This window comes from Stenotrophomonas sp. GSD10, from assembly GCF_056172695.1.
Window position 1 is genome coordinate 1,503,493 of sequence record NZ_JAOCMC010000002.1, and the last position, 23,076, is coordinate 1,526,568.

Sequence of the window (23,076 nt, forward strand, 5' to 3'; positions counted from 1 at the left end):
TTGACTATCAAGACAATCGCTTCAATATTTCACGATATGGTGAGTCGAATTCAGCAATCGAGCGGAGGGGATCTGGCCGCCTTCACCGCGTTCCTGGCGGTGGCGGCGCATCGGAGCTTCCGCAGCGCGGCGGCAGAGCTGAACATCACGCCGTCGGCGATCAGTCATGCGATCAAGGCGCTCGAGCAGCGGCTGGGTGCGCGCCTATTCAATCGCACCACGCGCAGCGTGTCGCTGACCGACGCCGGGGAGCGCCTGGCGGAAAAACTGCGACCGGCCATGGCCTCGATCGAGGAGGCCCTGCAGTCCGTGGACACTGAGGCGGGCACGCCGCGTGGCACGGTCCGCATCAACGCCAGTGAGGGTGCCATACGGCTCGTGCTGAAGCCGGTGCTTGCGCGGTTCCTGCGCCAGTACCCGCAGGTCCACCTGGACATCGTCAGCGACGGTAGGTTGGGCGATATCGTTTCGGAGGGTTTCGATGCGGGTATACGCCTGACCGAAGCCGTGCCCCAGGACATGGTCGCGATTGCCGTGACCGCCCCCATGCGCTTCGCGGCGGTTGCCTCACCGGCGTACCTGCGGGCGCGTGGCCGACCACTGCGGCCGCTGGATCTGCATCAGCACGACTGCATTCGTTTCCGCTTCGAAAGCGGGGCGATCTACCGGTGGGAGTTCGAGCATCAGGGCACCACCGAACGGGTGAACGTCTCTGGGCCGATCACGCTGACAGACCAGCCGTTGATGGTCGACGCGGCCATTGAAGGTATCGGCATTGCCTTCGTTCCCGAGCATCTGGCGCTGGAACCATTGGCCGATGGCCGCCTGCTGCGGCTGCTCGAGGACTGGTGTCCTGAGTTTCCCGGGCTTTCGCTGTACTACCCGGGCCATCGGCATGTGCCGCCCGGGCTGAAAGCGCTGATCGGTCTTCTTCAGGAGCAGCACGGCGGGCGCGGGCAGACCGGGTAGCGCCGGGCTACGCTTGTGGTGGACCTGTAGAGCCGAGCCTATGCTCGGCTGCTTTTCGCGCATTGTCGCGCGCCAGCCGAGCATGGGCTCGGCTCTACAGATCCTGGTCAAGGCGAGCCGGCGCAACGTGCGTGATAATGCGGGCATGAGCATCCAAGAGCTTTCCCCGCGCAGGCACGCGAGCGCCTGGCCCACGGCGCCGTGCTGATCGATGTGCGCGAGGCGCACGAGCGGGCTGGAGGCATGGCCGAGGGCGCGCGTGGCGTGGCCAAGGGCGAGTTGCTGGCTGACGCGGCCGCGCATCTGCCGCGGCCGGACCAGGAGATCCTGTTGATCTGCCAGAGCGGCAAGCGCTCGGCCGATGCGGCGCAGGCGCTGCTGGATGCGGGCTACACGAACGTGAGCTCCGTTGCTGGCGGCACCGTCGCTTGGCGCGAGTTATCGCTGCCGTTGGTGCAGCCGCTGACCAGCGCCGAAGACCGCGATTTCTTTGATCGCTATTCGCGCCACCTGCTGCTGCCTCAGGTCGGGGAGGCCGGGCAGCGCCGGCTGCAGCAATCGCGCGTGCTGGTGCTGGGCGCGGGCGGGCTGGGTGCGCCGGCTGGCTTCTATCTGGCCGCGGCCGGGGTGGGGCACCTGCGCTTCGCCGACCATGACCGGGTGGAGCGCAGCAACCTGCATCGGCAGATCGTGCACACCGAGGCCAGCGTCGGCCAGCTCAAGGTTGATTCCGCGCGCGAACGGTTGCTGGCGCTGAACCCTCCATCGAGGTCGAGGCGGTGCCGGAGCGGGTGACGTCGGAAAATGTGGATGCGCTGCTGGCGGGCGTGGACGTGGTGCTGGACGGCTCGGACAACTTCCCGCTGCGCTATCTGCTCAACGACGCCTGCATCAAGCACGCAAAGCCATTGGTGTATGCCGCCATCGAGCGCTTTGATGGCCAGGTAAGTGTGTTTGACGCTGGTCGCCAGCGCGGCGTGGCGCCGTGCTACCGCTGCCTGTTCCCGGAGCCGCCGCCGCCGGAGTTCGCGCCGAACTGTTCCGAAGCGGGGGTGCTGGGGGTGCTGCCCGGGTTGGCCGGCGTGCTGCAGGCCACCGAGGTGCTGAAGCTGCTGCTGGGCATCGGCGAGCCGCTGGTCGGGCGCCTGCTGCGTTTTGATGCGCTGGGCATGCGCTTCCGCGAGACGGGCATCCGGCCGGACCCGCAGTGCCCGGTGTGCGCGCCTAGCGTGCCGTTCCCGGGGTATATCGATTACGCCGCGTTCTGCCGGGGCGGGTGAACCGCATCTGGGATTCATCCACGCATGGCGTGGATCTACTGTAGAGCCGAGCCCATGCTCGGCTGCTTCTGCTCTCGGTACGAAGAGCAGCCGAGCATGGGCTCGGCTCTACAGGTCATGGGCCCAGCGAAGCATGTGCCTGATTTCGGGATGATGTTGGGGGTCGATCCCTGCATCGTTCCACCTCCAAGACAATCCGGCGCAACATGCGTGCTATTGCCGTCATCGGCATTGCTCTATTGTTGAACCCGATTCTGGATCTTGGGGAAAACACCGCATGGCGGTAGAAGCAGCGACCAGCGAGCTGGTCAAGGTCGTCGCCCTGTTGGGCGCGGCGGTGGTGATGGTGCCTTTGTTCCGCCGGGCCGGCCTGGGCTCGGTACTGGGCTACTTCGCCGCTGGCCTGGCGATCGGACCGTTCGGGCTGGGCTGGTTCTCCGACCCGCAGGCCATCCTGCATACCGCCGAACTCGGTGTGGTGATGTTCCTGTTCGTGATCGGCCTGGAAATGCGGCCCTCGCACCTGTGGAGCCTGCGCAAGGAAATCTTCGGGCTGGGCACGCTGCAGATCGTCACCTGTGCGCTGGTGCTGACCAGCATCGCCAAGCTGTTCGGCCTGCCGTGGCAGGTGGCTTTCATCGGCGCCACTGGCTTCGTGCTCACCTCCACCGCAGTGGTGATGCAGTTGCTGGCCGAGCGCGGCGACATCGCGCTGCCGTCGGGGCAGAAGATCGTCTCGATCCTGCTGTTTGAAGACCTGCTGATCGTGCCGTTGCTGGCGCTGGTGGCCTGGATGGGCCCGAGTGCTGGCAGCGCCGATGGTGAGGGTTCGCGCTGGCTGTCGGTGGCGATCGGCGTGGGTGCCATCGTCGGCCTGGTACTGGTTGGCCGCTTCCTGCTCAATCCGCTGTTCCGCGTGCTGGCCGAATCGAAGGCGCGCGAAGTGATGACCGCCGCCGCGTTGCTGGTGGTGCTGGGCGCGGCGCTGCTGATGCAGCTGTCGGGCCTGTCGATGGCGATGGGCGCGTTCCTGGCCGGTGTGCTGCTGAGTGAGTCGACGTTCCGCCACCAGATCGAAGCGGACATCGAACCGTTCCGCGGCATCCTGCTGGGCCTGTTCTTCCTCAGCGTGGGCATGGCGCTGGACCTGAGCGTGGTGGCCGCGCACTGGCAGCTGATCCTCGGGCTGGTGCTGGCGTTGATGGCAGCCAAGGCGCTGTGCATCTACGTGGTGGCGCGCATCATGGGCAGCGATCACGCGCAGGCGCTGGACCGTGGCGTGCTGATGGCGCAGGGCGGCGAGTTCGCCTTCGTGTTGTTCTCGGCCGCCGCATCGGCCGGCGTGATCAACATGGAGATCAATGCCAACTTCACCGCCGTGGTGGTGCTGTCGATGGCGCTGACCCCGCTGGTGGTGCTGCTCTACAAGCGCGTCGCGCCGAAGCCGACGGTGAACCTGGACGGCGTGGACGAAGCCGATGGCCTGTCCGGCAGCGTGCTGCTGATCGGCTTTGGTCGCTTCGGCCAAGTTGCCAGCCAGTCGCTGCTGGCGCGCGATGTGGACGTGACCATCATCGACAACGATGTGGAGATGATCCAGAGCGCGGCGCGCTTCGGTTTCAAGATCTACTACGGCGACGGCACGCGGTTGGATGTGCTGCATGCTTCGGGCGCCGCCACTGCGCGCGCGATTGCAGTGTGCGTGGACAAGGCCGAGGCCGCCGACCGCATTGTTGAACTGGTGGCACATGAGTTCCCGCAGGCCAAGCTGATGGTGCGCTCGTTCGACCGCGAGCATTCGCTGCGGTTGATCCATGCCGGTGTCGATTTCCAGATCCGCGAGACGTTTGAATCGGCCGTGCTGTTCGGCCAGGCCGCACTGGTGGAGCTGGGTGCGGATGAGGACGATGCGGTGGAGATCGCCGCCGAGATCCGGCGCCGCGATGCCGAGCGGTTCGAGCTGGAGATTGCCGGTGGTGGTTTGAATGCCGGCGCGCGGATGATCTACGGCAACGCCCCGCAGGGCGTGCCGACGCCGACCCCGTTCACCGCGCCGAAGCGGGCGAGCAAGACGCTGAACCCACAGGATGTGCCGGAAGAGGAAGAATAAAGCCCGGTAGTGCCGGCCGCTGGCCGGCAGATACGGGAACGTTCCGATGTCATGGGGTTGCCGGCCAGCGGCCGGCACTACCGGTGGGTGGTGCCGACGCGTAGCGGTGGGCGAGGGGGCCTGAATCGGGGACAATAGCGTCCCCGCCGCCCCACGCCTGCCCCCGATGACCGATTCCGCCCCCAGCATCCTGCCCGCATCCTCGATGGCCGCCGTATCGCCGAGGACCTGCTCGACAGCCTGAAGGTGCGCGTCGACGCCCGCGTGGCCGCTGGTGGCAGCCGCCCGGGCCTGGCCGTGGTGCTGGTCGGTGGCGACCCGGCCTCGACCGTGTACGTGCGCAACAAGCGCCGTGCCGCAGAGAAGGTCGGCATCGAGGCACACGACTACGATCTGCCGGCCGGCACCACCGAGGCCGAGCTGCTCGACCTGATCGACCAGCTCAACGCCGATCCGAAGATCAACGGCATCCTGATCCAGCTGCCGCTGCCGGGCATTCCCGACGCGCGCCGGCTGATCCAGCGCATCGACCCGCGCAAGGACGTGGACGGCTTCCACCCGGAAAACGTCGGCCACCTGGCCCTGCGCGAGTTCGGCCTGCGCCCGTGCACCCCGCGCGGCATCACCACGCTGCTGGGCCATACCGACCAGCCGGTGCGTGGCCGCAACGCCACCATCGTGGGCGTGAGCAACCACGTCGGCCGCCCGATGGGCCTGGAGCTGCTGATTGCCGGCTGCACCGTCACCAGCTGCCACAAGTTCACCCCCAAGGACGTGCTGGAACAGGCCGTGCGTAACGCTGACATCCTGGTGGTGGCGGTGGGCCGCCCGGGCATCGTGCCGGGCGAGTGGGTGAAGCCGGGCGCGGTGGTGATCGACGTGGGCATCAACCGGCTGGATGACGGTCGCCTGGTGGGCGATGTTGGGTTTGAGGCCGCCGCCCAGCGGGCGAGCTGGATCACCCCGGTGCCGGGTGGTGTGGGCCCGATGACCGTGGCCACGTTGATGCAGAACACCCTGGAAGCCGCGGAAGCGCTGAGCTGACCCCAGTTGGGGCTATCTGCTGTTGGTGGGTGCCGACCGTTGGTCGGCACATTGCCGGGGCAGGCCGATGACCCGCTCCTGGTAGGTGCCAACCTTGGTTGGCACGCATCCATCAGTGCCATCGGCCCATCTGGGGTACCGGTGCCGGACGGATCGTGCCAACCAAGGTTGGCACCTACCAAAGGCGGTTCCGTAGTGGTTCCATGTCCGTGGGGGTTCCGTGGCGGTGCGGCGGCCCCGGTCCATCGCCCTGAACCAATCACCGCCCGCGCGACACTGCGTCGCATCTACCCCCTGCCACACGGCGCGAAAACAGGGTAAAATGTCGCGCTTCCCCACATCTCGGGTATGCCGATGCTGCGCATCCAGGCTGAAGCACTCACTTACGACGACGTCTCGCTCGTCCCCGCCCACTCGACCATCCTGCCCAAGGACGTCAACCTCGAAACGCGGTTGACGCGCGACCTGAAGCTGAAGCTTCCGATCCTGTCCGCAGCCATGGATACCGTCACCGAAGCCCGCCTGGCCATCGCCATGGCCCAGCTCGGCGGCATGGGCATCATCCACAAGAATCTCAGCCTGGAACAGCAGGCCGCGGAAGTGGCCAAGGTCAAGAAGTTCGAGGCCGGTGTCATCCGCGACCCGATCACCGTCGGCCCGGAAACCACCATCCGCGACGTGCTGGCCCTGACCCAGGCGCACAACATCTCCGGCGTGCCGGTGGTGGGCAGCGACGGCCTACTGGCCGGCATCGTGACCCACCGCGATATGCGCTTCGAGACCGAGCTGGACGATCCGGTCCGCCACATCATGACCAAGAAGGATCGCCTGATCACGGTCAAGGAAGGCGCCGCCTCCGACGAAGTGCTGCAGCTGCTGCACCGCAACCGCATCGAAAAGGTGCTGGTGGTCAATGACTCGTTCGAACTGCGCGGCCTGATCACCGTCAAGGACATCCAGAAGAACACCGACTTCCCGAATGCTGCCAAGGATCTGTCGACCCGCCTGCTGGTCGGCGCTGCCGTCGGCGTGGGTGGCGATACCGATCGCCGTGTGGAAGCGCTGGTCGCCGCCGGCGTGGACGTGATCGTGGTCGATACCGCGCACGGCCACTCGCAGGGCGTGCTGGACCGCGTCAGCTGGGTCAAGAAGAACTTCCCGAACGTGCAGGTCATCGGTGGCAACATCTGCACCGGCGAAGCCGCACTGGCGCTGCTGGACAGCGGCGCGGACGCAGTCAAGGTCGGCATCGGCCCGGGCTCGATCTGCACCACCCGCGTCGTCGCCGGCGTTGGCGTGCCGCAGGTCACCGCGATCGACCTGGTGGCCGAAGCGCTGCAGGACCGCATCCCGCTGATCGCCGACGGTGGCATCCGCTACTCGGGCGACATCGGCAAGGCGCTGGCCGCCGGTGCCTCGACCATCATGGTCGGTGGCCTGCTGGCCGGTACCGAGGAATCGCCGGGCGAGACCGAGCTGCACCAGGGCCGTTCGTACAAGAGCTACCGCGGCATGGGTTCGCTGGCTGCCATGGAGAAGGGTTCGAAGGACCGCTACTTCCAGGATGCCGCCACCGCCGACAAGCTGGTGCCGGAAGGCATCGAAGGCCGCGTGCCGTACCGCGGCCCGGTGGGCGGCATCATCCACCAGCTGATGGGCGGCCTTCGCGCCACCATGGGCTACGTGGCTGCGCCACCATCGAAGACATGCGCAGCAAGCCCAAGTTCGTCAAGATCAGCGGCGCCGGTCAGCGTGAGAGCCACGTCCACGACGTGACCATCACCAAAGAGCCGCCGAACTACCGCGCCTGACGCGGGCCGGGCAAAGAGGAACGAGGAAGCTGATTCCCGTTCCTCTTTCTCTATCTGCTGTTGAAAAAGTATTCGAAGTTTCGTTTTCCCTACTGCATTGCCAGGGCGCCATGACCAACATCCATAACGACAAGATCCTGATCCTCGATTTCGGCGCGCAGTACACGCAGCTGATCGCCCGCCGCATCCGCGAGCTGGGTGTCTACTGCGAAATCTGGGCGTGGGACCACAACCCGGCCGAGATCGCGGCGTTTGGCGCCAAGGGCATCATCCTGTCCGGCGGCCCGGAATCGACCACGCTGCCGGGTGCCCCGGCCGCGCCGCAGGAAGTGTTCGACAGCGGCCTGCCGATCTTCGGCATCTGCTACGGCATGCAGACCCTGGCCGCGCAGCTGGGCGGTGCCACCGAGGCGGCGGACCAGCGCGAATTCGGCCACGCCGAAGTGAACGTGATCAACCCGGATGCGCTGTTCAAGGGCCTGAGCGACCACGGCGGCGAGCCGAAGCTGAATGTCTGGATGAGCCACGGCGACCACGTCTCCGTTGCGCCGCCGGGCTTCACCATCACCGCCACCACCGACCGCATTCCGGTGGCCGCCATGGCCAACGAAGAAAAGCGCTGGTACGGCGTGCAGTTCCACCCGGAAGTGACCCACACCCTGCAGGGCCAGGCGCTGCTGCGCCGCTTCGTGGTGGACGTGTGCGGCTGCCAGACCCTGTGGACCGCCGCCAACATCATCGACGACCAGATCGCCCGCGTGCGCGAACAGGTGGGCGATGACGAAGTGATCCTGGGCCTGTCCGGCGGCGTTGATTCGTCCGTGGTGGCTGCGCTGCTGCACAAGGCCATCGGCGAGAAGCTGACCTGCGTGTTCGTGGATACCGGCCTGCTGCGCTGGCAGGAAGGCGACCAGGTGATGGCGATGTTCGCCGAGCACATGGGCGTGAAGGTGGTGCGCGTGAACGCCGCCGACCGCTACTTCGCCGCGCTGGAAGGCGTGAGCGACCCGGAAGCCAAGCGCAAGATCATCGGCAACCTGTTCGTTGAGATCTTCGATGAAGAGTCGAACAAGCTGAAGAATGCCAAGTGGCTGGCGCAGGGCACCATCTACCCGGACGTGATCGAGTCGGCCGGCAGCAAGACCGGCAAGGCGCATGTGATCAAGAGCCACCACAACGTGGGCGGCCTGCCGGAGCACATGAAACTGGGCCTGGTGGAGCCGCTGCGCGAGCTGTTCAAGGACGAAGTACGCCGCCTGGGCGTTGAGCTGGGCCTGCCGCGCACCATGGTCTACCGCCATCCGTTCCCGGGCCCGGGCCTGGGCGTGCGTATCCTGGGCGAAGTGAAGCGCGAATACGCCGAGCTGCTGGCCAAGGCCGATGCCATCTTCATTGATGAGCTGCGCAAGGCGGATCTGTACGACAAGACCAGCCAGGCGTTTGCCGTGTTCCTGCCGGTGAAGTCGGTGGGCGTGGTGGGTGATGCGCGGGCGTATGAGTGGGTGATTGCGCTGCGGGCCGTGGAGACGATTGACTTCATGACCGCGCATTGGGCGCATCTGCCGTATGAGTTCCTGGGTACGGTGAGCAACCGGATCATCAATGAGTTGCGGGGGTGTCGCGGGTTGTCTATGACATCTCGGGGAAGCCGCCGGCGACTATTGAGTGGGAGTGAGTTGAAAGAACGAGGGCGCCGAGAGGCGCCCTTTTTGTAGCCGCATAATCTGTTGAGGTGGCGTCGCGTGGCTCATGAAAGCTATTTGCACGCATCGCCTTTCAAAGCAGTGCTGTCAATACCGACTCGGATCAATAACCTCTACACTCGCGACGTCGATCCAAGGAACATTTCGTGTTTCTCGCCCGGGTGTCGAGGTAGCCATTCCTCATCATCGCTCGTTAGGGGGTAACGGTGGTTAGTGGTCGAGTAGACAATCTGCACGTCGAGACTTCTTGCAAGTTTGCCGAGTTCACTAATGTAATTGGCAAGATCTTCTCTCGAAATGTCTTGCTGTCTGGGCGTGTCTAAGATGAAAAATCTCGGAATAGATCCTTGGCGCTGAGCGGCCAGTTCAAATGTTGCAGTTCGAATGGCCAAGACGACTCTTGTTCGTGTGCTTCCTTTGAACTGAGAAACCTTCTGTCCGCCAAAAGTGACATTGAAATCAACATCGACTTGAATGTTTAGATCCACATTGGAAGTTCTTAGTATTCCGAGCCAGTGTTTAATTCGATCACGAAGCCCATTTCGCAAGCGTAGCTCTTCAATATCAGAAACTCCCCGATTGCTCTCAAGGCTATCGAGGTGTGCTTGGACTCTGTCTCGTTCTTGAAGGCGTTCAAGGTAAGACCTCTCATTTCGTACAAGTTCCTCTTCCAAGCCTTTGTCCTTGCGGAGCTTGATGATTCTTTCTGTCAACGATGCTACCGCTTCAATAAGAGTGCTCGTATTGGCTCTGGCGGTCGCTTCATCGCGGATCCTGCGAGCAGCCGCCATCTGCGATGAAAGATCAGAGAGTTTAATGTCCATCTCCGCGATTCGCTGCAAACTACTCTGATTGGTGCGCTCAAGGTCCTTCATCTGATCGCGCAAGTAGAGGAGGCTTTTACCATAAGATTCCGTGCTGCGCACAAAGAGCTTGCAACTTTCATTCGCGCAGATAGCATCAAATGAAGCGAAAACACGCCGTGCCTCCTCATTCAATGAGAGGGTGTCTGCCTCAACATTTATCTCATTTCTTATTTGAGCAAATCCTCTTGCGCGCGCCTGAACCAGTGATCGCTCTCGGCGAATCGCGCGATCTTGCTCGAGAAGACGTGCGACTTCGGCGTCCAGCGCCGTTGTTACATCCTGAGGGTCGCCGCTGCTCTTCTTCAAATTTTCGAGATTGGCAATGCTCTCCCTAAGGTCGCGATCTATATCGGAAATCGGCCGCCGGGCTTCGGAAAATTCAGATTCAAGTTCTGATATGATTCCCTGAATTCTGAATACTGTTCTGTCTAAATATTCCAGTCGATCCTTCAGCTCAATTCGTTCTCTGCGTCTGTAGAATGGATTCTTTGGCTTTAGTCCGAACGTAATTCTAACTACTTCAGAGTATTGCTCTTTAATGAACTTGCTATGGATGAAGTAGTCTTCTGAATATCCCCTGTCCTGATCTAGATAGAAGAGTGGGATTATCTGTGAGCTGTATGCCTGTGATGGAGTGGCGCCAGCCGTGGTAAAGACTGGATTATCAACTCCCCAGAGGGAAAAAAGAAAATTACTAAACTCTCTTTCGCCGAAGAATTCAACCGCCGGGCCGTTGATCTCTTGGACGTCGACGCTAAGGACGGATGGCGCTCGAATGCGCCGAGTTATCGTCAGCATCCTTCCGGATACTCGTACCGTCAGTACGACGCGATCACAATGCTCAACTATGTCTTCGCGGAACTCAACTTTGTAGCCTAAGGCAAATACTATTGATTGAATAATAGGGGTTTTGCCGCAACCATTTTCCCCGAAAAGCTGCGTGATTCTATTGCCGAATGTCAGGAGGTCTGACGACCAGCCGTTTGGACCATTGCCAATGATTTGTAGGTTAATCAATTTCATCTCGGTGCCAGCCTTAGCTGCCTCTCAACTCGGATATCGCGATAGCGTCGTTCAATGGCTGAGAGTGTTGAGGCTAAGTCCCCCGGCAGTGAATCCGCGCGTTCTAATACGGCTCTGCCAACGCTAGTGGCACAGATTTTCCTATTATTTGACTCTATCTCAACCAAGCCCGATTGCTCCAGGAAAGATAACGCCTGGACCGTTCTGACTCGCAGCGCCGCCGACCATCCAAGATGCTGTGCTGATCCACGAAATCCGGGGAAAGTTCGTTCGTAGCAGTCTCCTACTAGCTGCCCGACCTCTCCAACGCTGGGCTTAACGTGGCCTCTGGATATTGCAAGAATTGTGATGGCGATGAGTGGGAGATGGAACATGGCTTCATTGCTCAACCTCGGTGTTGCCATGCCTTGTGTTCCATCAAAGCTGACTTCTATATTTTCTGACTTTATTGCAGAGAAAAATTCTTCAAACCTCATTTTGTCTCTCCTTTGACCAGTCGGGCGAGGACCCCGCCCAGCAAAACCTTCCTTGTCAAAATTGATGATATTGGCTTTGTAGATATCGACTTCTCTAAGTCATTTATCTCGCCTTCAAGTCCTGCAAAGGAAACCTCACCTTTTGCCCAGCGGACATAGATGGAGTTTATCTTGTTCTGCAGAAACCAGAAGTCATCCTCATGGACATGACGCTGAGTGCGGAACCAATTATCCCATTCAACTTTCCATAGCGATGCGGTCTCAATGATCTCAGGTGTTGCTCCAGCTTGAGCAAGCTTTCTCTGTAGTATCGAGGAATTCTTTAGTGCTTTCTCATCGCCACTATTAATGAAATTGAAATATGCCTCCTTGGATACTGGAAGCAGTTCGAGAAGATCGTGAATGCCAATTCCAGCTGCATCATCAAGTTCGGCTTCAGTAATTCGCGAAAGAAGCTTTCCGCTGGATTTGGATCTAACCAAGGAAATGAGCTTATTTGCAAGCTCTCGGCTTTCAATGTGACTGAGATCTATTTCACTATACTTAAATAGTATCTTTCCCGCTTTTGCGTCAAAGTCGATGTGGCTCGGGTCGATATAGTCAACTTCGGGTACTAATAACAATTTTGCTATCGCAGCTTCCACGTCCTCTTGTGACGGGGTGTGGCTCATATTGTTAATGGCTGCATAGTTGTCGGATAGGTATCGAAGTGTTCTGTTGTTGAAGTCCCTTTTTGCGATGGATGCAACAATATCCTCTACTTCATCTGTCAGATGTGTATTTGTGAGGAATCTGACGCTTCCGCAGGAATTCGTGAATCGCGCGGTATGCTCTAAAAGTCTACCCACGAAACTGCTCTTTATCTTCTCAATCTGTGCCGCCGTTGCGGGCTTTGCTGGGCCTGCAAGTGCGGTTGGCTTTGGCTGGGCCGGGACGTTTGACGCCAGGCCAAAGAGCTCTAGTCGATTCCATTGATGCTTCTTGGAAGACTTGGTCTTCACTTGCACGAAATGATAAACGGATACACCGTCTACCCTTTCGCGTGAAACGTAGTCATCATGAAAGTCACAGTAGACTCGATCGGTGCCGTCTTCGGGGCTGAGTATGCTGAGGCAAGCCATAGCAGCTCCCCTAAACTGTGCCTCGAAACGCGAGGTAGTGTCCCTTCCTGCTACTTCCCGCGCTGGAATTTCGTGCAATTGCGGCGAAGTTGTGTGGCTCTTGCTGTTGATCATCCATGCCCCCTGAGCGTGCCTCTTGGCAATCATCGCCGCGATGCAGGTGCGTAGTCAATTCTCTGTGGAATTCTAGATATTTGAGGTCCTTATTAGGCGGTTGGCCTGCTGAGAATTGGATTATTGACGGGGCTTTCCTTATTCGGGTCCTGAAGTTCCATCGGTGCTCACGGGAGCTCCGCTGGACGCCATATTGGCACAGTGGTGGCGTCAAAAAATTTTAGGGTCCGACCGATTTTCGAAAGATTGGCGGTAGCGTTCGCAATTGAAATCCGATTGGATTCAGTGTCTTCTCTGCCAAAAATACTTACGTAGATTTGAGATGTTGTGCTTTCCCTGATCTGTTTAAAGATGTGTTTGTCATTATCATCCATGGAGTGACCAAGGACTATGAGACACCCTTCCGAAGCTCTGAGCGCGCGAAGACTTGAGCTCAAATAGGGGCTGCGATTTATTCGCCTCAGCTTCTTCTGGGAGGTTGGTTCTGATACAAAAACCGGGAAGTTACCGTTGTTCAGCCTGTCCCTGACCTGATTAATGATGGCTTCGCCTTCATTGGCTGATGAAAATTTCCTGACGCCAGATTGATCTTCATAGATGTGTAGGGCACCATGCAGAAAGTGCACGTTCTGCTGGGTGCCGAATTCGTTCCATCATGCCCCGCCCCGGAAACCGTCATCTGTCCGCCAGTTCTCAGGTCTTAGGTTGTCCTTGTTTCGGGCCCAATAGAGTAGTAGGTCGTAGTTCAGTGTGAAGATATTTTTAAAGCGTGATAGGAAGTCGCGAGTCGATTCGTATCTGTCGTCATCAATTTGGTATGGGTATGTGGGGTGTGTTCTTGATATAACCTCGATGAGAGATGTCTTCAGTTGGATAAGATCCAGGCTAATCTGCTCAAGTAGTGGATTGGCGTTGTCGTAGCGTTCGACTACCAGTTTTGCGGATTCAAGGCACCTGGCGACTGCTTCAAAGTCATATGTCCCAAGATTCTCGAATATTGATCTAATGGTTGCTTCGCGACCGCCGAATTCCGCGCTTTGAAAGAGGCTTTGGTAGCTAAATATTTCATTGAGCAGAGATCTTGAGAATCCGTTGCCTAACAGAACATTGGTGCATGTGTCTTGATGTATTTCTTGAAGAACTTCATCGTAGGACAGGAGCGGCATGAGGAATGATCGCTGTTGTTGAATTCGTTAGAATACGCGCAATGGAACACGTATCGCGAGCGTCATATCTTCACTTCGGAACGACCACCTATTTGAGCTCGTGCCGTGTCCAGCATCTTTGAGCTTGCGCCGCGTTCAGCATGGTTGAGCTAAGTGCCGCTCTACCTAAGGGGAGCAATCATTAGATAGATCACTCCGGCCTAACTTCCCGACAAGCCCACTCAACCAACCCCCGGCAAGCCAGAAACAACCCATCAACCACCCCCTCATCCAAATGCCGCTCCGGGTCCGCTGCCACCCGGCAGCGGTCTGCCGCGTGCAGCAGCTCAAGCACCGTGAGTGCCCCTACCATCGCGCGCTCGCTCCTGGCCAGGCTGACGCGGCGACCGGGTGACACATCCGTTTCTGGCCACGGATGCCCATCTGCACCCTCGCAGCCGCGCATGCGCTTGAGGATGCCGAGGAGGTAGTTCAGGTCGGGCAGGGGAGTGTCGTCGTTGATGGGTTCAACAACGGTGTACGAAGAGAGGGTGTCGGATTCGTTCATGGCGTCGGTTTCCTTGGCTGTGCTTAACAGCGCCACCGCGTGAGCGAGGTGGCGGACGATGCGTGGCTGCAAACCGGGATGAAATAGCACCATAGACCGGTGGGCCCGAAGGCCCCCACGCACCGCCCGCCAAAAAGGCCGACGGATTACCCGCCGGCACCGGTTAAGGACGGTGCCGACGGGTAAGCGCAAACTACAGGTGCATCTCTCATCACGGGTTTGCAGACCCGCTGCCACCCTTTTCCGGTGGCGCGCCATGGTGTTTACGCCGCCGCTTCGAGTTCCAATAGAAATTCGCGAAGGAATCGCGGAATCCGAGAGCGAAGAACTATTGTGGCACGCACCATTCATGCAGCACGCGACACCGCCAGACGTATTCGAGTAGCTGCTCTGTTGATTGCGATTCCGAATGACGCAATCGCCCGCGCCACAAGCGCATAGCGCGACGGCTTTCTTTACAACAGTTCTTAGTCATGCACGGCAGGCAACAGCGCCCAATCAGCCCCACGCCCCGAAAATCGGTTCAAACACGACACCGCCAGCAAGCGTCACAGCCTCAACCACCACCATCCCCAGCCACCCCCGCATTCCCTACCAGCAACTCAATCATCGCCCGCGCCGCCGCCGACTGCCGCCGATGCGGCGCATAGATCACCGAGAACGGCCGCGATCTCCCCCGCAGCTGCGGCAACACCTCCACCAGTTCCCCGCGCCGCAACCGCTCGCGCACGATGAACGCATAGCTCTGGCAGATGCCGATGCCCTGTTCGGCCAGCGACACCACGCCCAGCACATCGTCGGAGGTCTCGATGGACGAACGCGGTAGCCAGTCCACGTCGCGCCCGCCGTCGCGGAAGATCCACGGCGCCAGCCGCCCGGTGCGCGGCATCACGAAGGGCAGGCACAGGTGCTGCTGCAGATCGTCCAGCGTCTGCGGCGTACCCCGGCGCTCGATGTAGTCTGGCGCGGCCACCAGCAGCAGCGGCGCGTCTTCCAGTTTGCGCCCCACCAGCCCGCTGTCCGGCAGCTGGCCCAGGCGGATGGCCAGGTCGAAGCCTTCGGCCACCAGGTCCACGTTGCGGTTGGTGATGTTCAGTTCCACCTGCACCTCCGGGTACTGCTGCGCAAAGCGCACCAGCACGGGCGGCAGCCGGTAGTGGCCATAGGTGGTGGGCACGCTCAGGCGCACGCGGCCGGCCAGCGCACCGTCCTGGGCCAGTACGTCGCGCTCGGCGTCGTCCAGCAGGCCGAAGGCGGTGCGCACCTGTTCCAGATAGAGCCGCCCGGCATCGGTAAGGCCCACGCGGCGGGTGGTCCGCTGCAGCAGCTGCCGGCCCAGCCGCGCTTCCAGACGGGTGACCGCGCGGCTCAGCACCGAGGGCGTGGTGGACAGCGCCACCGCGCCGGCGGTGAACGAGCCGTGCTCGACCACCGCCAGGAACACCTCCACATCGCCCAGGTAGTCGAACTTGCGGCTCATTTGGCTCTCCGGGGAACAGATGTTTTGCGGTGAGGCCAATTTATCGCCGCTGGGGCTATGAATAAAGTGGTCGGCATTCCCCGATAGGAGCTCCCCATGAACCTGATGACCCGGCTGGCCGCAGCGCTGGCCTTGACCTTGGCCGCGACCGGCGCGCAGGCCGCCAACGTGCTGGTGGTGCTGTCCGACGAAAACCACCTGGACCTGAAGGACGGCAAGGTGCTGTCGACCGGCTTCTATCTCAACGAGCTGATGCAGCCAGTCAAGCTGCTGCTGGACGCGGGCCACGAGGTGACCTTCGCCACGCCGCAGGGGCGGGCGCCGACGGTGGATGCGTCCTCGGTGACGCCGGCGTACTTCGGCAACGATGCCGCGCAGCTGAAACTGCACAAGGAGCTACTGGAGAAGCTGGCGCTGACCTCGCCGACGGCCTCTCCGGTGGTCAGCCTGGCGCGCGTTGAGCAGCAGGGCTACGCGCGTTTCGATGCGGTCTACATTCCCGGTGGCCACGCGCCGATGCAGGACCTGCTGAAGAGCCCGGCGCTGGGCCGGCTGCTGGCCGACTTCCACCAGCGCAACAAGACCACCGCGCTGGTCTGCCACGGGCCGATTGCGCTGCTGTCCACGCTGCCGGATGCGGGTGGTTTCGTGGCGAAGCTGGAAGCCGGTGCCACGCCGGCCACGCCGAAGTGGATCTACAGCGGCTACCAGATGACGGTCATCAGCAACCAGGAGGAAGAGCAGGCCAAGCCGCTGCTGGGCGGCGGTGAGATGAAGTTCTACCCGCAGACGGCGTTGCAGCGGGCGGGCGCGAGGTTCAGCAGCAATGCCGCGCCGTGGACCGGGCATGTGGTGGTGGATCGCGAACTGATTACCGGCCAGAACCCGGCTTCGGCGTTGGAGGTGGGGCAGCGGTTGGTGGAGCGGTTGAAGTAAGTCGGGTTCTGCATCGCGTGCGGTGCCATGGCACCATGGCGGACTGGCTTCGTCCTTATGGGCGGAGCCGGTTTTCCCCAAGGAAGCCTCGAACACGACATGCGAACGTCCTTCTTCATTCTCTCCGCCCTGTGCCTTGGCCTGCTGACTGGTTGCGCCAGTGGCCCCGAGGTGAACACCTCAAGCCGCGAAATCACCGGTGCGTTCGTGGCCGACGACGGCCAGCTGTACCTGCTGCCGCGCTTTGAAGAGCCGATGCGTTTCAATGCCGCGCCGTTCCGCGAGTACCGGGCGCTGATGGACAGCCCGCTGCGTGAGGCGGTGGCCTGCGCGCAGATGTACTTCCACGAGGATTGGCGCGACCCGGCCAACAAGGCCAAGGTGCACGGCAGCTATGCGCTGCTGCTGCGGCCGGAGCAGGTGACGCCGGAACAGGCCGCGCAGTTCAAGCTGGAGCGGATTGAGGTGCTCCCGCGCGAGGCGAAGTATGTGGATGAGCATGCACGCTACTACCTGCCGCAGGATCGGAGCCGTTACGCGCTGGCGTTTGATCGGGCCTGCAATCTTTCAAAGAAGGGCGGCAGCTATTACAGCGCGCTGTTCGAGGGCGACGGCGAGCGGGTGAAGTTGCCGGACGCTGCGGCGCTTGCGGAGAAGGCGAAGCTGGCGCAGCCGATCAGTGCACGGGCGCAGCGGATCCAGCCAGAGAGGGAGGACAGGCCGGGTGTTGGGACGGCGGCAGGCAAAGTGCTGGGTGCGGCGCTGGTGCCAGTGGCGGTTCCGGTGTTTGTGTTGAGCCTCCCGTTCCTGGGGCCGGATCATTGGAAGTGATGGGGCGGTGAGGCCCAAGCATCCACGCGCGGCGTGGATCTACCTCGGATGACCGTCAGGTGGCGGCGCTCAGGCCTCCACCTCTACCGCCTGTTCAACAGCTGCCGCGCGTTGCAGCCGGGCCTTGAAGTAGGCCGCAACCTGCGGGTCGGTCGCGTAGACGTAGCAGCCCTTCATCCCTCGGGTCATCAAGGTGCGGTAGGTGTTCTTGATGATGGTGTCCGCAAGCTCGGCCGCGTGTGCGGGATGAGCCTTTGACAGCTTCACGAATCCCTTCATGGTCTTGTCGTGCCGGTCCCGCGCGCGAGGCACGGTCTTGAGCGCGCCGTCTTCCATGACCAGGTCCGGCCCGATGATCACCCCGATGTAGTCGACTTCCAGCCCCTGGCAGGTATGGATGCAGCCTACCTGGTCAACCGAGTCCGGCGAGATGATCCAGAGGCTTCCGTCGTCGTTGAGGTTCCATTGCCGCCGGTAGTTGCCGATGACAATGTCCATTTCCTTGCTGTTCTTCTTGCTGTTCCACGGCCAGCAGTAGCCAGCCACCACGCGCGCGCGGTTGCCGGTGTTCCTGGCTTCGATGGCGGCATGCAGCGCGGACGGATCATCGAAGATCTGGAAGTCGTAGCTGTTCTCGTCCAGCGTTGTGTTTGCGGTGGGCCTGATCTGCAGCACGTCATCCAGCCATGCGAGATAGCCGTCGGAGCCTGCGCAACGGAACTGCGAGGACAGGACATACTCCTCCACCGTCGCGCCACGGGCGAGTGCGAAGTCCCGAATGGCTTCTTTGGTGCCGACATCCTTCAGCGTGACACGCTGGTCTTCGTCAATGAAGAACACGCTGCACAGTGCGGCGTTGATCAATTCCTGGATCTGGTGCGTACCGAGGTTGCCATAGAACCCGCTCTTCTCGGTAAGGCGGTGTGCCTCATCCACGACCAATACGTCGTACGCGTTCTGCGCCGACTCGGTGAACGAGCCGGAGCCGCCGAAAAGATGCACCAGATGGGCGTTCTCGGGCTTCTGGATGAGCGTGTTGCTGTATACGGCGCGAGGCGCGGCATTCTTGGAGATGTACTTGACGGTCAACCCATCGCGAAGCGCCGCGAGCAGGTTCACCGCGACAATCGACTTGCCCGTGCCCGGGCCGCCTTCAACGATGACGACGCGGGGCTTTCCGCTCGCGTGCGCTTGAGCACAGGCGGCCTTGGCGGCTTCAAATACCTGCTTCTGCTCATCGAGCAGCGCAAAGGCGCTGTTTCCCCTCAGCAGCCGATGCACGTCGTCGGCGAGCGCCTTGGAGGGACGGATTCGCCCATTCTCCAGCTCGGCAAGTACAGACGCGCCATCGCCCTTGCAGGTGTACTGGCTGATGAAGCTGCGCAGCCCTTCCAGATCCCCGGTGCTCTTCAGGAAGAGCGGGGCCCGTTCAATGTAGGGCTGATAGTGGGGGAGTTGATGACACCGTCCGGCACATAGTTGTGCAGGTAGGCACAGGGGTGCAGCTGGAGCCTTCCTTCATGGACCGCTTCGTTGAAGCCTTCCAGGAACGCAGCATAGGACCACGCCTGATAGCTGGGGTGGACGAGCGGCTGCCCTTCACGAAGCTCTACGATGGCGTCGCGCTTGGTCGGCTTGATGGCGGACCACTGCTTGAGCTCGACGATGATGACGTGCGGTGAGCCATCCTCGGCGTGACCGGTCAGGACGACGTCGATGCGCTTCTTCGACTGGGGAAGAATGAACTCCACCGCCACGCCGATGTCATCGGGAATGGAGTGATGGGTGAGCGCACGCGCCACGTAGCGAAGCGACTCGCGCCAGGACCGGATCTCGGACTCGCCCACGTCACCCTTTGTCGCGGCCTTGAAACTGGCGCGGATGACCTCCTCGATCTCCTCGTCGTTGCATTGACGAAGGAAGGACGCCTTGTCTGCCTGGTAGACGATCATGGCTGCGACAGCTTGTTGTACTTGGTACTGACACCCCGCGAGAGGTCCACCGGGTACTTGGCGGCATTGGTGGCCAGCTTGCTGCTGACGGCTTCGTTCAGATCGATGCCCAGCACGTCCGACAGCCGGATGAGGTACAGCGCTACGTCGGCGATTTCATCGCGTACGGCGCTGGCGGTGGCTTCTGAAGACGCTGCCTTGAAGGAATCGGCCTCGGTCATCCACTGGAAAATCTCGTTCAGCTCTCCAACTTCGCCGGAAAGGGCCATGACAAGGTTCTTGGGGAGTGGAACTGCGCCCAGTCACGGGCTTCGGCGAACTCCCTGAGCGCCTGGGCAGCGCCCCGAACCTCAACAAGAGGGTGATCCATGGCATGGCCTTGTACGACAGAATTTGGCCAATTCTACCCATGCTGACAGGGCGTAAGCGACATTTCGCCCTTGATTGGCCTGGAAGCAACAAGGGCGCCAATGGGCGCCCTCGTGGGTGAAGCGATCAGGCGATGCGCGCCCGTTTACACATCAATCCCGGCACCTTGGTGTGCCACCTGCCACGCAGTTGGCCCGCCAGTTCTCCCAGGTCTTGGCATCGATGCCGGCCTTCAGTGCGACGGCTCGCAGCTCCTTCCAGTTCGTGGGGGAGGGTGCGGCCAGCAGCCCGCGCATGAAGGCCTGCATCTTCGCCTCACCCACCTGCTTTTCCAGCGAGAGCAGCAGTAAGGGGCCGTAGCCGTAGCGGTACAACTCGCCCAGATCCGAGTTGCTGTCGATGGTGTCGAACGCCTGCAGCGGTTTGTCCGTCTTGTCGACGGCCGATTGCAGCCGCGCGATATGGCGATCGGCTGCAGCATCCCCACTGATCTCACGCAGCGCCTTGATCGACAGGAACTCGGCGCTGGATTCCAACAACACCCAGAAATACGGCCCCTGCGGACGGTTGAGCGTGCCAAAGTAGTAATGGCCCATTTCGTGCGCGATGTACTGCACGCGCCGCTCGGCCTTCTCGCCGCCGGCCAGCAGTGAATCGACCACGTTGCCGATGCTGCCGCTCATGGCGATGGTCGGCCAGGTGGCAAAGCCCCATTCGCTGCCTTCGCGGTCGCGCTCGATCTGGTTGAGCGTGACCATGCGCAGGAAGGTGGGGCGGTCAGCCAACGGTACGCCCATGTAGCGGCTGTGCACGTCGGCCACTTTCTGCACCGTGTTGGACAGCGCATCGACCTTGGCCGCGGGCAGGGTCTCGTTGAGGATGGTGACCTGCGCGGTGCGGGTGATCGGGCTGCTACCGCCGAACAGCAGGATCGGCCGCACGTTGTCGCTGCGGAATCGCCCCTGTGCGCCTTCGACGGCCGGGCTGCCGTTGAGATACAGGAAACGGCAGCCGGCGCAGTCCACCTGCAGGTCGTAACGGCTCTGGCTGCTGCGCACGCGGGCCTTGGGGTCGAACGCCTGCGGCAGCCACGCGGACTGCTCGGTGAAGCGGGCGCTGTCGCCGTTGAACGCCATCATGCCTTTGAAGTCGCCCAGGGCATCGTGATTCGGGTACAGCGGGAACGCGCCGACGTACTGCACGCAGAGCTTGGCGGCGGGTTCGGCCAGGGTGTAGACGCGCGCTTCGCCATCCACGCCCGGGGCGTACCAGCCATCAAAGCCGACCGGCTTGCCTTCGCCATCGGTGACCCGTGCGACGTTCAGGCCGGCGTTGAGCACGAAGTGGGCTTGGGCGGTGGCATTGGATACGCACACATCGCCCTCTACGCGGCCGCTGGCGATATCCACCCGCACGCTGCCGGTGGTGAGCGGCGTGGCTGGTTGCGCGGGCAAGGCGGCCTGGCTGATGGCGGGGGCGAGCAGTGCGGCGACTACGGTGGGCAGCAGAGCCTTGCAGGGGTTCATCGGGCCATCCATGGGTGGATTGGGGTGAATATAGGGGGAATGTGGGTTTATGCCGAGGGGGAGCATCCACGCGTGGCGTGGATCTACACTGTGACTCCGTCCGATGGAAGCTCACCCATGTTCAGTGGCAAGGTTGCGGTGGTTACCGGTTCCACCAGCGGTATCGGTCTTGGCATCGCCACGGCGCTGGCGCGGCAGGGCGCGGACATCGTGCTGAATGGCTTTGGCGATGCGGCGGAGATCGAGCGCATCCGTTCCCGCCTGGAAGCCGAGTTCGGTGTACGGGTGGCGCATGACGGCGCCGACCTGTCCAAGGCCGAGGCGGTGCGCGCGATGATCGATCACGCCGTTGCGAAGATGGGCCGCATCGACATCCTGGTGAACAACGCGGGCATCCAGCACACCGCGTCGATCGAGGAATTCCCGGTCGAGAAGTGGGATGCGATCCTGGCGCTGAACCTGTCGGCGGTGTTCCATGCAACAGCAGCGGCCTTGCCGCACATGAAGCAGCAGGGCGCCGGCCGCATCATCAACATCGCGTCGGTGCACGGGCTGGTGGGCTCGGTGAACAAGTCGGCCTATGTGGCGGCCAAGCATGGCGTGGTGGGCTTCACCAAGGTGACTGCACTGGAGAATGCGGGCACCGGCATCACCGCCAACGCGATCTGCCCGGGCTGGGTGCGGACCGCGCTGGTCGAGCAGCAGATCACTGCGTTGGCCGGGAAGGACGGCACGGATCAAGAATCCGCGGCGCGTGCGCTGCTGGCCGAGAAGCAGCCTTCGTTGCAGTTCGTGACGCCCGAGCAGCTGGGCGAGATGGTGGTGTTCCTGGCCTCGGACGCGGCAGCGCAGATCACCGGTACGGCGCTGCCGGTGGATGGGGGTTGGACGGCGCGCTAGTGTGCCGGTTGCGCGCGCCGCTGCAGCATCGGCAGCGCCACCAGCGTAACGAGGATGGTGAACAGCACCAGCGACGAACCTACCGTGCCGAAGCCCAGCCCGCCCTTTTCCAGCGGCTTGGTGAGCAGGTCGCCGAAGGTGGCGCCGAACGGACGAGTGAGCACGAAGGCGATCCAGAACAGGATGACCCGGTTGATGCCCTTGATGCGGGTGGCCAACGCGGTGAGCGCGATGAGGCTGCCGATCAGCAGTGCGCCGCCGGTGAAGCCGAGCCCGGAATCGTCGGCAAGGAAGTCGCCCAACGCGGTGCCGAGCGTGTTGGAGAACAGCACGGCGGTCCAGTAGAAGCTTTCGGCGCGGCGCGATGCGATGTTGCTGACCGAGATCGACTTTTCCGAGATCCGCCAGGCCAGCAGGACCAGCGCCAGACAGCCGGCCAGCAGGCTGGCGCCAGTGGCGTAGCCCAGGCCGAGCGTGCGGTCGAGCAGGTCGGACATGGTGGTGCCGGCGGTGCTGGTAGCCAGCACCACCGACCAGAACAGCACAGGGTGGAAGCGTCGTGCCGACAACTGCATGCCCAGCAGGCCGGCGAAGATGGTCAGCAAAATGGCCGAGCTGGCTACGTAACCCAGGTTGAGCGTCATCGACAGCAGGTCGCCCGCGGTCTCGCCGAGGGTGGTGGCGGCGATCTTCATCACCCAGAAGCCGAGGGTGACCGCCGCCACTTTGCTGTGCAGGGAATCGGTGTCTGAAGCACGCATCGAACGTTGCCCGTGGAGCCTGTCGGTGATGCTGTGGCGGGCGGCGTCGGAGTGCAGTCGGAACCGGGTTCGGTGAGGGTGGGCGTGGGGC

16 protein-coding genes and 4 pseudogenes are annotated in these 23,076 nt (G+C 61.8%); 9 read left to right on the plus strand and 11 right to left on the minus strand.

The features are described from left to right. The first annotated feature begins 48 nt into the window (after positions 1-48). The 6 genes and pseudogenes from N4G47_RS07260 to guaA all read left to right on the plus strand — a co-directional run bounded on the left by N4G47_RS07260 (position 49) and on the right by guaA (position 8,889). Positions 49-969, plus strand: a complete 921-nt coding sequence (locus N4G47_RS07260; RefSeq protein ID WP_475289906.1) for a LysR family transcriptional regulator — start codon at positions 49-51, stop codon at positions 967-969. A gap of 213 nt (positions 970-1,182) precedes the next feature. Continuing rightward, a pseudogene (moeB, locus tag N4G47_RS07265) lies at positions 1,183-2,249 on the plus strand (molybdopterin-synthase adenylyltransferase MoeB). 277 nt (positions 2,250-2,526) lie between these two features. Next, positions 2,527-4,359: a monovalent cation:proton antiporter-2 (CPA2) family protein gene (locus N4G47_RS07270; RefSeq protein WP_475286119.1), complete on the plus strand. Its 1,833-nt coding sequence runs from the start codon at positions 2,527-2,529 to the stop codon at positions 4,357-4,359. 198 nt (positions 4,360-4,557) lie between these two features. Beyond that, positions 4,558-5,403 carry a bifunctional methylenetetrahydrofolate dehydrogenase/methenyltetrahydrofolate cyclohydrolase FolD gene (folD, locus tag N4G47_RS07275; protein ID WP_239510521.1) on the plus strand — a complete coding sequence of 282 codons (846 nt, stop codon included), beginning with the start codon at positions 4,558-4,560 and terminating at the stop codon, positions 5,401-5,403. A 354-nt stretch (positions 5,404-5,757) separates the two neighbouring features. Beyond that, a pseudogene (gene guaB / locus N4G47_RS07280) lies at positions 5,758-7,214 on the plus strand (IMP dehydrogenase). A gap of 110 nt (positions 7,215-7,324) precedes the next feature. Then, a pseudogene (guaA, locus tag N4G47_RS07285) lies at positions 7,325-8,889 on the plus strand (glutamine-hydrolyzing GMP synthase). 141 nt (positions 8,890-9,030) lie between these two features. On the opposite strand, the gene N4G47_RS07290 reads toward guaA, so the two are convergent. From N4G47_RS07290 to N4G47_RS07315, 6 genes and pseudogenes are all read right to left on the minus strand, one after another. Next, on the minus strand, positions 9,031-10,806 hold the full coding sequence (locus tag N4G47_RS07290) for a hypothetical protein (protein WP_475286121.1): 1,776 nt from the start codon (positions 10,804-10,806) through the stop codon (positions 9,031-9,033). Beyond that, on the minus strand, positions 10,803-11,282 hold the full coding sequence (locus tag N4G47_RS07295) for a hypothetical protein (RefSeq protein WP_475286123.1): 480 nt from the start codon (positions 11,280-11,282) through the stop codon (positions 10,803-10,805). Before N4G47_RS07295 ends, N4G47_RS07290 begins: the two co-directional genes overlap by 4 nt. Then, entirely contained in the window at positions 11,279-12,550 is a 1,272-nt protein-coding gene (locus N4G47_RS07300) for a dsDNA nuclease domain-containing protein (protein WP_475286125.1), read from the minus strand. The genes N4G47_RS07295 and N4G47_RS07300 overlap by 4 nt, the downstream gene beginning before the upstream one ends. Before the next feature lie 134 nt (positions 12,551-12,684). After that, positions 12,685-13,683, minus strand: a pseudogene (locus tag N4G47_RS07305) (DUF4917 family protein). Positions 13,684-13,873: 190 nt separating this feature from the next. Further along, positions 13,874-14,230 carry a hypothetical protein gene (locus N4G47_RS07310; RefSeq protein ID WP_475286127.1) on the minus strand — a complete coding sequence of 119 codons (357 nt, stop codon included), beginning with the start codon at positions 14,228-14,230 and terminating at the stop codon, positions 13,874-13,876. 556 nt (positions 14,231-14,786) lie between these two features. Beyond that, positions 14,787-15,710, minus strand: a complete 924-nt coding sequence (locus N4G47_RS07315) for a LysR family transcriptional regulator (protein ID WP_475286129.1) — start codon at positions 15,708-15,710, stop codon at positions 14,787-14,789. Between the two features lie 96 nt (positions 15,711-15,806). On the opposite strand from N4G47_RS07315, the gene N4G47_RS07320 reads away from it, so the two are divergent. Together N4G47_RS07320 and N4G47_RS07325 are read left to right on the plus strand one after the other, a co-directional pair. After that, positions 15,807-16,646, plus strand: a complete 840-nt coding sequence (locus N4G47_RS07320) for a type 1 glutamine amidotransferase domain-containing protein (protein ID WP_475286131.1) — start codon at positions 15,807-15,809, stop codon at positions 16,644-16,646. Between the two features lie 99 nt (positions 16,647-16,745). Beyond that, complete coding sequence (locus N4G47_RS07325; protein WP_475289907.1) at positions 16,746-17,477, plus strand: hypothetical protein; 732 nt, start codon at positions 16,746-16,748, stop codon at positions 17,475-17,477. Between the two features lie 69 nt (positions 17,478-17,546). On the opposite strand, the gene N4G47_RS07330 is transcribed toward N4G47_RS07325, so the two are convergent. From N4G47_RS07330 to N4G47_RS07345, 4 genes are all read right to left on the minus strand, one after another. Continuing rightward, positions 17,547-18,758 (minus strand): DUF2075 domain-containing protein, encoded by a 1,212-nt coding sequence (locus tag N4G47_RS07330; RefSeq protein WP_475286133.1) that lies wholly within the window; start codon positions 18,756-18,758, stop codon positions 17,547-17,549. Between the two features lie 128 nt (positions 18,759-18,886). Continuing rightward, the gene (locus N4G47_RS07335; protein WP_475286135.1) at positions 18,887-19,429 is read right to left on the minus strand and encodes a hypothetical protein; all 543 of its coding nucleotides are present in this window, start codon (positions 19,427-19,429) and stop codon (positions 18,887-18,889) included. Then, positions 19,426-19,698: a nucleotide pyrophosphohydrolase gene (locus tag N4G47_RS07340; protein ID WP_475286137.1), complete on the minus strand. Its 273-nt coding sequence runs from the start codon at positions 19,696-19,698 to the stop codon at positions 19,426-19,428. The genes N4G47_RS07335 and N4G47_RS07340 overlap by 4 nt, the downstream gene beginning before the upstream one ends. 252 nt (positions 19,699-19,950) lie before the next feature. Then, positions 19,951-21,324 carry a M1 aminopeptidase family protein gene (locus tag N4G47_RS07345; protein ID WP_475286139.1) on the minus strand — a complete coding sequence of 458 codons (1,374 nt, stop codon included), beginning with the start codon at positions 21,322-21,324 and terminating at the stop codon, positions 19,951-19,953. A 117-nt stretch (positions 21,325-21,441) separates the two neighbouring features. On the opposite strand from N4G47_RS07345, the gene N4G47_RS07350 reads away from it, so the two are divergent. Then, complete coding sequence (locus tag N4G47_RS07350) at positions 21,442-22,224, plus strand: 3-hydroxybutyrate dehydrogenase (RefSeq protein ID WP_475286142.1); 783 nt, start codon at positions 21,442-21,444, stop codon at positions 22,222-22,224. Here the strand turns inward: N4G47_RS07350 and N4G47_RS07355 are convergent. Further along, positions 22,221-22,985 carry a COG4705 family protein gene (locus N4G47_RS07355; protein WP_475286144.1) on the minus strand — a complete coding sequence of 255 codons (765 nt, stop codon included), beginning with the start codon at positions 22,983-22,985 and terminating at the stop codon, positions 22,221-22,223. The two genes, N4G47_RS07350 and N4G47_RS07355, sit on opposite strands and share 4 nt — an antisense overlap. Between the last annotated feature and the right edge of the window lie 91 nt (positions 22,986-23,076).